12 protein-coding genes are annotated in these 12,712 nt (G+C 47.6%); 4 read left to right on the top strand and 8 right to left on the bottom strand.

The genetic code is table 11. The annotated features are described in order from the left end of the window. Nucleotides 1–132 precede the first annotated feature (132 nt). From GC130_RS19290 to GC130_RS19280, 3 genes are read right to left on the bottom strand one after another with little or no spacing between them, the layout of a single operon-like run. Nucleotides 133–486, bottom strand: coding sequence for a hypothetical protein (locus tag GC130_RS19290; protein ID WP_151999990.1), 354 nt, complete (start codon nucleotides 484–486; stop codon nucleotides 133–135). Then, entirely contained in the window at nucleotides 483–1,043 is a 561-nt protein-coding gene (locus tag GC130_RS19285; RefSeq protein ID WP_151999989.1) for an RNA polymerase sigma factor, read from the bottom strand. Before GC130_RS19285 ends, GC130_RS19290 begins: the two co-directional genes overlap by 4 nt. Further along, nucleotides 1,044–1,412 (bottom strand): hypothetical protein, encoded by a 369-nt coding sequence (locus tag GC130_RS19280; RefSeq protein WP_151999988.1) that lies wholly within the window; start codon nucleotides 1,410–1,412, stop codon nucleotides 1,044–1,046. It abuts the gene before it with no gap. 279 nt (nucleotides 1,413–1,691) lie between these two features. On the opposite strand from GC130_RS19280, the gene GC130_RS19275 reads away from it, so the two are divergent. The 4 genes from GC130_RS19275 to GC130_RS19260 all read left to right on the top strand — a co-directional run bounded on the left by GC130_RS19275 (nucleotide 1,692) and on the right by GC130_RS19260 (nucleotide 7,986). Beyond that, a complete protein-coding gene (locus GC130_RS19275; RefSeq protein WP_226940550.1) occupies nucleotides 1,692–2,822 on the top strand; it encodes an AraC family transcriptional regulator in 1,131 nt (376 codons plus the stop codon). 175 nt (nucleotides 2,823–2,997) lie between these two features. Next, nucleotides 2,998–5,073 (top strand): glycoside hydrolase family 3 N-terminal domain-containing protein, encoded by a 2,076-nt coding sequence (locus GC130_RS19270; RefSeq protein ID WP_151999987.1) that lies wholly within the window; start codon nucleotides 2,998–3,000, stop codon nucleotides 5,071–5,073. Nucleotides 5,074–5,538: 465 nt separating this feature from the next. Continuing rightward, the gene (locus tag GC130_RS19265) at nucleotides 5,539–6,291 is read left to right on the top strand and encodes an MBL fold metallo-hydrolase (RefSeq protein ID WP_151999986.1); all 753 of its coding nucleotides are present in this window, start codon (nucleotides 5,539–5,541) and stop codon (nucleotides 6,289–6,291) included. 246 nt (nucleotides 6,292–6,537) lie between these two features. After that, entirely contained in the window at nucleotides 6,538–7,986 is a 1,449-nt protein-coding gene (locus GC130_RS19260; protein WP_151999985.1) for a sulfatase, read from the top strand. 1 nt (nucleotide 7,987) lies between these two features. Here the strand turns inward: GC130_RS19260 and lysA are convergent, their stop codons facing one another. The 5 genes from lysA to GC130_RS19235 all read right to left on the bottom strand — a co-directional run. Next, a complete protein-coding gene (gene lysA / locus GC130_RS19255) occupies nucleotides 7,988–9,151 on the bottom strand; it encodes a diaminopimelate decarboxylase (protein ID WP_151999984.1) in 1,164 nt (387 codons plus the stop codon). Nucleotides 9,152–9,280: 129 nt separating this feature from the next. Continuing rightward, complete coding sequence (locus GC130_RS19250; RefSeq protein ID WP_151999983.1) at nucleotides 9,281–10,345, bottom strand: aminotransferase class I/II-fold pyridoxal phosphate-dependent enzyme; 1,065 nt, start codon at nucleotides 10,343–10,345, stop codon at nucleotides 9,281–9,283. Nucleotides 10,346–10,351: 6 nt separating this feature from the next. Continuing rightward, nucleotides 10,352–11,362 (bottom strand): dipeptide epimerase, encoded by a 1,011-nt coding sequence (locus tag GC130_RS19245; protein ID WP_151999982.1) that lies wholly within the window; start codon nucleotides 11,360–11,362, stop codon nucleotides 10,352–10,354. Nucleotides 11,363–11,367: 5 nt separating this feature from the next. Next, a complete protein-coding gene (locus GC130_RS19240) occupies nucleotides 11,368–12,438 on the bottom strand; it encodes an LD-carboxypeptidase (protein WP_151999981.1) in 1,071 nt (356 codons plus the stop codon). A 98-nt stretch (nucleotides 12,439–12,536) separates the two neighbouring features. Next, nucleotides 12,537–12,712: transposase (locus tag GC130_RS19235; protein ID WP_304599205.1), on the bottom strand; the 176-nt coding region annotated here is incomplete at its 5' end.

Here is a 12,712-nt window from a genome sequence, read left to right as displayed (position 1 = left end):
TATCAAACGTGAAAAGATGGGGTTATTTACAGTTCTGATAAATAGTATGGTGAATATTCGCTCAATAAAAGAACAGACCAGAAAAACTAAAATGACTGTTGTGTCACTGAGATTGCGAGAAAAAAGCATATACTAATCATCAAGTGCATCCATCTCACCCCTGCTCAACCTGCGGGCTTTATAGATGCGATCAATTAGAAACAGTAAAAGCAAAACGAAGGGAACCTGCAACACAACCGGCGGGATGGTCACCTCCCACTCTCCCCAGGGAAATACCACATTAGAAATTGAAAACATGGCGACCATGCCAAGCACAAATCCGATACCAAAGAAAACATACATCTTTCTCAGGTATTGCCTGGCAATTGAGCTTCGTAACTCCTCTTTGAAAATCCGATCCATGACCATTTCTTCAAAGTTGTCGTCAAGCACAGGCAAGTCTTTTTTGGCCAACAACTGTTTGAACTTATCCTTATCTCTTATCATAACAGCTCTCGTGTTTCTGATTTTAACAGCTTATTCAAATGAACATAGAAGGCCTTTTTCCCCCTAAGTAGCAGCATTTTCACTTTGGACTCCGACCATCCCGTCATTGTTCTTATTTCATTGATGCTGTTCTCCTGTAAATAGAACAACTCCAATGCCAGGGCATACTCTGCCGGCAATTTTTCCAGCGCTATGGAAATGCACCTGCTCTGGTCATTCTGCACAACCAACTGCAACGTGCTTTCGACCTGAACCATCTCGGCATCCGACAGGTCATCAATAGTTACCGTGTCCTGACTCTTTGAAGGCTTTGCCTTTCGCAACGACTCGTTGATGACAATGCGGCCCAACCAGGTTTTAAACTGTGCCTCCCTTCGGAAGGTGTTCAATTTCTGAAAGGCTTTGATAAATGATTCTTGTACTGCTTCCTCCGCCAGGTATTGGCTTTTCAGAATGGTATATGCCATCGAAAAAGCGTATGTCTTGTAAGTGGTGACGAAATACCTGAACGCTGCGGTATCACCGTTGAGCACCTTTTGAAGATAGAAATCATCCATCTATTGCCTTTTCTTCCTTTCAATGTTATTACCGACAATTAACCCGATGGCCCCAAAAAGAAACATTAGTGGCAAAGACAGGAACGGAAGAATATCGTTATGAAAATTTGCCTGCATTTGCTTAAGGTAAAGGAAAATAGCAAGGCCCAGTGCAAATCCCAACGAGCATCCCAATATAGTGTAGCCAAGTATGAACCAGGGAAAATGCACTTCTCTCTTTTTATACACTTCGGATATGTCGGTACCCTTTTCTATCAGAAGTATCTTTTCACTGTTTCTGAACTTGAGGTAGTAGTAATAAGCAAAGAATACAGTGGCAAAAAAACCAAGCCAGATGACTGCCTCAAATATTTTTCTAATGAGATCCATTTTTCTAAGTGGTTAAGTGAAGAATCTGTTCAATTGCTTGTTAGATACATGTTGGAAGAAAAAGGTCACAAATCTTGGGAGATTCCCTGAAATAACTGAATGTAAGCAGACGATAGCAAAACCGAAATGTGGCATTGAACCCGCTCGAATATTCCTTAAATTGCTTTGGTGTCATCGCCGAGCCTAAGCGACTCGCTTAAGTTCTATCGAACTTTCTTTTACTGTTTTCACCAAACCATTAGTAGATTGATGGGCAAATGCTGACCAAAAGAATTCCCCGTGTCTAATATCGTTACCATCGTCGGATTTGTGCAAGCGCTTTTTGGCGTGTTGGTATTTTTGACAAAACGGCCCAAGCACCTAAGTTTTAACTTCTTAACTATTTGGATGGCTCTGATAGCCGTTTACCAGGGCGCTGCCTTGCTCCCTTTCCAGGTGGTCGACTATTTTAAGCCGGGCATTTTTCCTATCATGTTTTTAATAGGCCCCCTGCTTTACTTTTATGTGCATTCGCTTACTACCGAAGACTTCAAATTAAAGCGGCAACACCTTTTACATTTGCTGCCGTTTTTGTTGGTGGTGGTTCACCGTTCCACCATTCTGGGGGTTCCCATTTCAAGTACGCCCGACCTGATTGAGAACCCAAATTACCTGTACAACAAAATATACTATTCGCTGCTGATGATTTCTGCCCTGGGCTATTGGCTTTTTGGATTGAAGCTCATCGTTAAGCACCGAAAGAGTATGCCCCTGTATTTTTCAAATTACTCCAACAAGAATACCCTGGGCTGGCTCACTTTTGTGCTATCCCTGTTTTTAGTATTGTTTATTGCGAATTTCTCCAGCTTTTTTGTCAACAATGTGCTGGGGTTAGCCATAAGAAGTTACTCAACACTGTCTCTGAACCTGACCGTTTTCACCTTTATCATGGTGTATTTTGGCATCAATCAATCAGCAATTTATGTGAAAGATCAACCCGGGGCCGAAAGCGTTGGGCAAATGCCCTATCAAAGAATTGGCGAAGGAAAACTCGTCGGGCCGATCATGACCGATGAACAGATAGAAGAGCTTTCGGGAATAGTTGTCGGGTATTTACAGGAAAAGAAACCTTACCGAAACCAGGAGTACAACCTGCAGATGCTCGCCGACGACCTGGGCATTTCCAGGCACAAATTGTCGCATGTAATCAACAGCGGCCAGAAAAAGAACTTCTACAAATTCATTAATGAATTCCGGGTGCACGACGTGAAACAGATGCTTGCCGATGCTGCCTATGACCACTTCTCTATTTTGGGCATTGCCCTGGAGTGTGGCTTCAATTCCAAAACGTCCTTTAACCGTATCTTCAAGGAGGAAACGGGCTTCACTCCTTCCGAATTCAAGCAGCACATTGAAATAGCGGCGAAATAGGGCGGCAGCTCGCCCCTCACTCCTCCTTAATCTGTCGACAGCACCTTCACAAAAAGTGGTGCCAACTTATCAGTTAGCACGCCAGGGTATATAGTATCCCATACATTTAGTTGATTCAAACTTGACCTTCTCAGGTAGTTAATTCACCTGTTTAAACACTCACGCTATTAAAGTTATGACATCACCTGAAACACTTCTATCGAACCTCCATTCATTCAAAAAAAGCGCCGGCACCTATGCAGCCTTGTTGTTAGTGGCATTTTTAGTCGCTGCCTGCACAGAGAAACCCAGCTACACCCAACCTGAATTAGGCACCCGGTCGGCCCCGCTCATAGAGGCCGATGGCTATCAGTTCAAAGACCTCAACAAAAATGGCGCACTCGATAAATACGAGGACTGGCGATTGCCCCCCGAGGAAAGAAGCAGCGACTTACTTTCAAAGATGTCGCTGGAAGAGAAGGCCGGGTTTATGGTAATTAACTCTCTCAGCATGCTTGGAAGCAGAAAGGCTGAAATGTCAGGTGGCCAGTACGCAGCCAGCGACCTGGACGAAGGACAAGTAAAGGATGACCGTCCGGCCAATCCGATGGCCAATTTCATTGGTGGTATGAATGCTGCCACCAGCACGATGGAAAGGGTGAAAGATTTTCACAACCGTCATTTTATCCTTCGGTTGAACGAGCCTGCCAATGTGATCGCTGAGTGGAATAACAAGCTCCAGGAGCTTTGCGAAACCGAGCCGCTTGGCATCCCGGCCATCATCACTTCCAATCCACGTAACCACATCTCAAGCAATGCATCTGTCGGCACTGCCCTCGATGCCACAGTATTTACCGCTTGGCCGGGCGAGCTGGGCTTATCAGCCACCCGTGATCTGCCACTTATCAGGGAATTTGCTGAGGTATCGCACCAGGAATGGCGGGCAGCGGGTATCAGGAAGGGTTATATGTATATGGCCGACGTGGCAACAGAACCCAGGTGGTCCAGGGTGAATGGGACCTTCGGTGAAAACCCTGAGTGGGTAGCACAAATCACCAAAGAAGTGGTGTTGGGCTTTCAGGGCCAGCAACTGGGCGCCGAGTCTATTGCACTTACCATGAAGCACTTCCCCGGCGGCGGATCGGGCAAAGGCGGCCAGGACTCCCATTTTGACTGGGGGAAAGAACAAGTATTTCCCGGAGGGAGGTTCTACGACAATATATTGCCTTTCAAGGCGGCCATCGATGCTGGTGTTTCTTCTATCATGCCCTACTATTCTATGCCTGTAGGCACTAAGTATGAGGAAGTAGGCTACGCATTCAACAAAAGTGTGATCACCGATGTGCTGCGTGGAGAGTTTGGGTTCAAAGGAATAGTAAACACCGATACCGGCCCGCTCACAAGGATGGTGTGGGGAGTAGAAGACCTGACGCTGCAGGAGAGGTATAAGAAAGCACTGGAAGCAGGTTCAAACATCATTTCGGGAGTATCCGATCCTGCCGACCTCATCGAAGTGGTCAATAGCGGCATGGTCGACATTAGCCTTATCGACCGTTCGGTGTCACTTCTTTTGAAGGAAAAATTTGAGCTTGGCATCTTTGAAAACCCCTATGTGGATCCGGCAGCCGCTGAGAAAATTGTCGGCAACAGCGCCTTCAGAGAAAAGGCAAGCCTCGCCTTAAGGAAGTCCATTGTGATGCTTCGCAATGAAAATGGAAGTTTGCCAATTCAGGCAAATACAAAGATCTATTTTGAAACGATTGAGTCTCCGGGCCGTGGCCAGGAAACCGGCAAGACCAATGTTCTTTCGGAAATCAGCGACAGCACCGGCATTGAACTGGTAGCCACTCCTGATGAGGCTGACCTCGCCGTTCAGTGGGTAATCCCTTCAAGTTCACTGTTCAACTCAGATGGAGCACCCATCTCACTATCGCTTTCAAAGACTGGCATAGATGTCAGTCATATTAATAAAATAGCTTCCGGCATTCCTACCATCCTCGTGATCGACTATTCAAACCCCTGGGTGATCAATGAGGTTTTTAATGAAGAAAACAAGGTCAACATAGTGGGTGTGCTGGCAACTTTCGGCACTACGCCCGAAGCGCTGCTCGACGTGATTACGGGCAAGTTCAATCCGGCGGGGAAAATGCCTTTTTCTACCCCCATATCGGACGAGGCTGTCACCAACAACCTGGAAGATGTGCCGGGCTACCTGGAAGCACCTGGATATGCATTGTTTAACTACGATGAAGGTTTGAGCTATAAGAAATAGGGGTGATTTGGAGGCAGGCAGGATGGGTTAAAACCACTTCCACGAGCCGGAAGACGGGTTTTGACAGGCACCTCAACTCTCCATAAAAGACAAGCGCTTACGTGAGTAGGTGTTAAGGGCTTGTCTCACCCCTTGTTAAGCCCTTATCCCGGTTCCTCATAAGCGCTTGTCTACCCCCCGGACAAGCGCTTAACACGAGGCGAATAACAGCAAGACATGAGACGAACAAGCGCAATACATGAGACGGATAAGGGCAATACCCAAAAAGCTGAGGATAGAAATGAAATTCAATACCATTTAAAAACATTTCCGACTGTCAACCAAAAACTATGACACACTGGTTTCCCATCAAACTCTCCTTTGATAACTCCTATTATCTCGCTAAAATTACTTTACGCTAAACGTGGGCTTTTGCCAAAACAATAGCGCCTTCAACCAGTTCTAAGAAGTACTAAAACCAAAACTATGAAAAAGATACTTACCTACGCTTTCTCTTTGATGCTTGTTCCCCTCCTGGCGTTCAGCCAAACCGACAAAATAAAAACCAACAAAGGCGACCTCACCATCACCCCTATTACCCATGGCACCGTAGCCTTTCAGTGGAATAACCTGACAGTGTTTGTCGACCCATATGGTGGCGCTGACCTATTCGAAGGCCTGGCCGCCCCTGATCTTATCCTTATCACCGATATCCACGGCGACCACCTGAACCAGGAAACACTGGATGGTCTGGATCTTTCTAAAGCGAAGATTATTGTCCCTCAAGCTGTAGCCGATCAAATCGCCGAGAAGAACAAAAGCCAACTGGTGATCATTGGCAATGGCCAAAGTACTGACCAAATGGGGCTTAACATCAAAGCTATTCCCATGTACAACCTACCCGAAAGTGCCGATTCCCGCCACACCAAAGGAAGAGGCAATGGCTATATCGTGAATTTTGGTGGCAAGAACGTTTACCTGTCGGGCGACACATCAGACATACCCGAAATGCGTAACCTGAAAGGCATCGACGTGGCGTTTGTCTGCATGAACCTACCCTACACCATGGATGTGGATGCAGCAGCCAGTGCTGTCATCGACTTCAAGCCCGGCATTGTGTATCCTTACCATTACCGTGGCCAGGGCGGTCTCAATGATGTAGATAAGTTCAAAGCGCTGGTGAACAAAGGAGCCAGTAAAGTTGACGTAAGACTGAGACAGTGGTATCCAGCGCAGTAATTGACATTAAGCCTTTCCAGCTTTTATAACATCACCAAGGCCTGTCCCCCGGCAGGCCTTTTTTAATGGCAATTCAACATGAGTTTGGTGCCACCAGCTAATGCTGTGGGCACCACTACCACTTCGCCAAGGTCTGTCCCCCGACAGACCTTTTCTATTATCGCCCATCACAAAGCAGAATAAACTTCATTCATTTTTCATTACTTTGACTTCGTTGAAAAACTTCGAACAAAAAAACACCTAGTTGTGGCATCGAAAAACACCTACCTATTCGCAGCAGCCCTATTACTTCTCAGCGCCTGCCAAACCAAACCCCAAACTGAAGAACAAGAGGCGGCAGCCGAGCCCAACATTGTCATCATCTTCACCGACGACCAGGGCTACAACGATGTGGGCGTCTTTGGCGCCAAAGGCTTTACCACGCCCAACCTTGACAAAATGGCCAAAGAAGGAGCCCAACTCACGAATTTTTATGTCGCCCAGGCTGTGTGCTCTGCCTCCAGAGCCGCATTGCTCACAGGCTGCTACTCCAACAGGGTCAATATTCATAATGCCCTGGGGCCCGAATCGAAAATCGGTCTCAACCCCGACGAAACAACGCTTGCAGAGGTGCTAAAAGCAGAAGGATACGCAACGGCAATCTACGGCAAATGGCACCTGGGTGATGAGCCGGAGTTCATGCCTACCCGCCAGGGTTTCGACGAGTATTTCGGTATTCCCTACTCGGGCGACATGTGGCCCAACCACCCATGGCAGGGAACAGTTTTCGACTTTCCGCCGCTTCCCCTCTATGAAAACGAGACGGTGATTGATACACTGGAAGACCAAAGCATGCTCACCACGCATATCACCGAAAGAAGTGTCGATTTCATCAAACGCAATAAGGACAAGCCTTTCTTTTTGTACGTGCCTCATCCGCAGCCTCACGTGCCTTTGTTTGTATCAGACAAGTTCAAAGGCAAATCGGAACGTGGGCTCTATGGCGATGTGATCATGGAAATCGACTGGTCGGTAGGGCAAATACTTGCTGCTTTGAAAGAGAACGGACTCGATGACAATACGCTGGTTATTTTCACATCCGACAACGGCCCGTGGCTCTCCTATGGCGGGCATGCAGGCTCGGCCTACCCGCTGAGGGAAGGCAAAGGCACCAGCTGGGAAGGTGGCATCCGTGAACCAGCCATCATGAGGTTCCCAGGCAAAATACCTGCCGGCAGCGTGATTAACACGCCGATGATGACGATTGATATGCTGCCTACCATTGCGCAGTTGGCCGGAGCTGACCTTCCAGAAAAGAAGATAGACGGAAAAGACGTTTGGCCGATCATTACCGGAAACGCTCAGCAGTCACCGCACGAAGCCTATTTCATTTACTACAGGGTGAATGAATTGCAGGCTGTAAGGAGCGGGAAATGGAAACTCTACTTGCCACACACCTACCGCACCCTGAACGGCCGTGAAGGAACCAATGATGGCCTGCCTATCGACTACCAGCAAACGGAGGTCACGCAACCCGAACTATATGACCTGGAGGCTGATGTAGCAGAATCCACTGATGTGGCTGCGGCTAATCCTGAGGTGGTCGATCGTATGCTAAAACTGGCTGATGGCATGAGAGCGAAACTGGGTGACAGCATCACAGGCGTTGAGGGAACAGAGAACCGGGAGCCTGGTAGGGTGGCGACTCCCGAGTGATTTACTTGAAATCCACATCAAAATACGTCTTCGCATTGTCACGCAGGTTGTAGCGGCTCATCATTACCTCACCATATGCACCTGCCGAACGGATGGCCAGCAAGTCACCTCGTTGGCTTTGCTTGAGTTTGATGCCTCTGCGAAAAGCGTCAGACGACTCGCAGATTGGCCCGACCACATCGTAGGTCTCCAATACCTCGCTGGTGGAGGTGATGTTTTGTACGAAATGTTCTGCCTGGTACAAAGCGGGACGAATGAGTTCCGTCATGCCTGCATCGATTATCAGGAACTTGATGGTCTCCCCTTCCTTGTTGTACAGCACCTTGCTTATCAAGCTACCGCACTGCCCCACAATGGCACGACCCAACTCGAAATGCAGCTCTTGACCTGAAGCTAGCTTCATATGTTTTTCGAATACTTCGAAGTAGCTTTTGAAGTCGGGAACAGGGGTTCCTTTCGGGTCTACATAGTCGATGCCCAAGCCACCGCCGACGTTCACATGCTGCAGTGCAATGCCTTTGCTTCTAAAGTAAGTATTGAAGTCGTTGGCCCGTTGGGCAAGTTGTGTGTAGCTCTCCAAACTTGTCACCTGAGAACCAATATGAAAATGGATTCCGGTTAATTGTATGTTGGCAAGTTGAGGCAGCATGTCAATCACCTGATCGATCTCTTTGGGCGGAAGACCGAACTTATTTTCCTTCATGCCAGTGGTGATGTAGTGGTGGGTTTTGGCATCCACATTAGGATTGATGCGCAAAGCAATCTTCGCCTTCTTACCCATTTTCCCAGCGAGCTCATTGATGACATCCACTTCCTGCGCCGACTCGCAGTTGAAGCAAAAGATATCGTTCTGCAGCCCTACCGTAATCTCCTCGTCCGATTTCCCGACACCGGCGAACACAATTTCTTCCTTCGGAAAACCAGCCGCCAAAGCAGCCTTCACTTCATTCGCACTTACAGCGTCGGCGCCCAAATGGTACTGCCTGATGACTTCAAGTATACGTGGATTCGCATTGGCCTTCATCGCATAGTGCACCTTATAGCCTTTGCTTAATCCGTGTTTTTTCACTTCGTCCAATGACTTTCGCAGTAGTTCCAGGTCATAAAAATAGAAGGGCGTGGGTATGTTTTGGATGCTGCCAAGCAAAGAAGTGATATCAGCCATTAGAACTATATTTTACTTTAATGAATAGAATTTAACCAATTGATTAAAAGATATTTAACTACTAGTTATAGATTTCATCTATGAGTCTTTTTAGGCCTGAAGTTACCAGGAAGCTGCAAAGATAGCAGCCTATTGGAAGTCCTCATAAAATGTTTTAATCTCCTCCAACAGATTTCCGATATCTGCCGGATCGAGCGCCGCATGCAGGATAACTCTGCTGATCGGACTTGACGTTGGCTTAGGATATGGAAAATGGGAAATGATGATATTCCTACTCAGCAGGTAAGTGTAAAGCGGCTGGCTTTTCGAAAAGAAAACAGGCAATACCGGTTGAAAATTAAAATGCTGCTTCACCAATGAGTGGCTGCCAAACGGCATCTGAAACTTACGGAGCTTTTGCAACTGACGAGCTCTTATCTCCCCTCCTTTTAAGAGTGCATAAAGAAATGCCGGTGCCGACGGAGCAGCTCCCACGAACCACGGTGACTGGCGGACCTTCTTGATCAGGTTATGAGAGCCTGCGATAAAACCTGCTGCCAGCCCGGGTGCTTTACCCAGTGAGGAAGTCACCACCCACTGCACATGCGACGGCAGCTTCCGAAGTTGCGACACCACCCCTTCTCCATTTTTTCCGGTCAGTCCAATGCCGTGCGAATCGTCGACCACCAGCAGCACTTCGTGCAGGGTGGAGATGTCGGTGAGCCAGTCGAAATTAACGGGGTTGCAAAAAAGCGGATCGGTAGAATTGCAGAGCAAAACCATCCGGCGAGGCAGCATTCCTTCCAGCTGCACCCTGATCATGGTTGACCAGCTGATGAAGTCACCATTGGTAGCGTCGTCTGAGTTTCTCCACAAAGCTGGGTGGCAACCAGGGGCATATTCCATGCTCCATTCCATGTCTTGCAGCACCTTGATGAGCAGCTGCCCGGAGGCAAACCCAGATGAAGTGACCACTGCATCGCCCGTTGACAACCAGTCGGCTATGTACCGCTCCGCTTCTTCGAACAGGCTGTATTGCACGTTGCCATTTCTGGAGCCGGAAAAATGCACTCCGTATTTGTCTACCCCCTCTTTGATGAGCTCCTGGTATTCTTTATCAACTGACAGACCGAGGTAAGAAGTGCCGCTGAAATAAAGCATTTCTTTACCATTGACATGCAATGTTCTTCCGGGAAATTCCTCTGACCGCATCATAGCACTTTACTTAAGACTGGCACCGGTGCCATTTTCATTGGGGAAAATCAATCCGCTTGTGGTCACTTGTACACCTTTGGCAGGATCTTCCGCCAACAGCAATGCACCGTCCATGTCCACATAGTCGAGCAAAGGAACTACCTGGGCTATGGCAGAAATACCGACCGAAGATTCTGTCATGCAGCCCATCATTATTTTCATATTCAGCGCACGGGCTCTGGCAATCATTCGGCGGGCTGGTGTTAGTCCTCCGCATTTGGTCAGCTTAATGTTGATACCATGAAAGTGATTGAAGCACTTGTCCACATCCGCTTCTACCTGGCAACTTTCATCCGCTATTACAGGCAGCTCACTTTCGGTGAAAACTCTTTTCATGCCATCAAGATCATCCGCCTTTAAAGGTTGTTCAATGAACTGTACATTCAACTTTTTCAACGCCTTACTATTGGTGATGGTTTCTTCAACACCCCAGGCACAATTGGCATCCACCCTAAAGACCGCATTTGTGTTTTTGCGTAGCTCTTCAATGATCCGAATGTCTTCTTTCGTACCCAGCTTTATTTTATACAGCGGCCAGGGAAATTCCTTCATTTTGGCCACCATGTTTTCTACCGTATCGATGCCAATGGTGTAATTGGAAATCGGCCCCATGCTCCCATCCAAACCCCAGATTTTGTAGAGAGGCTGGCCCTTCAGCTTTCCATAAAGGTCGTTGAATGCGAGATCGAGCGCACAAAGGGTGAAGGCTTTCAATTTCCCCGTACTAAGCAGGGCCTGATGAAACTCCTCAGGTATTTTCCAACTGCCTGACTCGATTAATGAACGTACACTTTCCACCTGTTCGGTCATTTTAGGGACCGTCACACCGTAGTAAGGGTTAGCAGTAGCCTCGCCAAAGCCGCTTATACCATCGTGGCTCAGCTCAACGATAAAAGACTCCTGCACACTGGTGGAGCCATGGGCAATGGTAAAAGTATGCCTCAGGGGCATTTTGACAGGGTGGTATGTAACTTTCATAAAGCTTAGAGAACGGATTCTTCAAGAAGGGTCAACGATTGTTTGTAAGTGTCAAGCTCAGCAGAGATGCCCATTGGAAGCGTCGCAATATTGGACACGTGTCCAAAAGACATTCCATATAAGACAGGTATTCCCAATCCGCCCAGGCGCTCAGCAAGCGTTTCTTTCAGCGACGTTTTGTCGCCAAAATCAGGGTCTGTGTCTTTTTCATCGCAGTCGTTGAACACGCCCAGAACGATGCCTTTAGCAGCCTGTAGCTTACCGGCCAGCAAAAGCTGTGTCAGCATCCTGTCGACACGATAGGGCGACTCTCCTACTTCTTCCAGAAAAACCAGTTTACCGGTGAAATCGAGATCGAATGGTGTGCCGGTAAGTGAGCTAACTAAGCTCAAATTGCCTCCTACCAACTCTCCTTTTGCCACCCCATCTGAAATTGAATAAATCTGAATATAGTCTTCCTGCCTTTCCCGGTCTTCTTTTGCCTGCTCAATCTTTATCTTCCCTTTGCCTTTGATGAGCGTATCTTCAAAGCTGTCAGCGGTGTAGTCGGTGAAGTTGGAGGCGCCCACAGGGCCATGAAAAGTCACCAACCCGGTCTTATTGAATATCGCAAAATGCAGCGCTGTGATGTCGCTGTAGCCAATAAAGGGCTTGGGATTAGAGCCAATCAGGTCATAATCAATCGCTGGCAAAAGCCTTCCAGCTCCATAGCCACCTCTGGCACAGAAAATCCCGTCGACTGAAGTATCTGCAAACATGGCATGAAGGTCGTCAAGCCGCTGCTGGTCGGTGCCTGCCAGAAAGCCCTTGCGAACCCTCATATTGTCGGAGTACTTCACCTTAAAACCAAGTGCCTCCATGTTCTTGAGTGTGCTCTCAAAGGATCCCCTGGAGATGGCGCTCGAGGGGGTAATAAGGCCTATTGTATCTCCTTTGTCGAGCTTTTTTGGTTTGATGACCCGTGTGGGCCACGTGCCTGATGTTGTAGCTTTACCTTCTGCTTTAGCCATTGTTGGCAACAGCATTCCGCTTCCGGCTGCCAGCAAACTTCCAGCAATAAACTTTCTTCTGTCCATGAGCGCTAATTAAGTGGAAAACTAACAAAAGTTTAGGTGATATAGCAATGAGGGCAAGTGAAGATGATTGTACCTTTTCTTTTAACCTGAGTTCGATTTTAAAAAGCGGCTAATTGGCTTGTTTTGACGGGTTGATATTTGATTGCAGGCTTTTTGGGGAAGAAGGAGTAGGCAATCAATCCTGAAATAAGGTTGGTGATGAAGTTTTCGAAAGACCTATGTCTGGAATGTTCGACTTGACAGATGTTCTTGAGTTCATCGTTTACAGTTTCTA

The sequence above is a fragment of the Imperialibacter sp. EC-SDR9 genome, assembly GCF_902498805.1.
Taxonomy (GTDB): domain Bacteria; phylum Bacteroidota; class Bacteroidia; order Cytophagales; family Cyclobacteriaceae; genus Imperialibacter.
The sequence above is the reverse complement of the archived record's forward strand: the minus strand, read 5'-3'. Positions and strand labels throughout refer to the sequence as shown.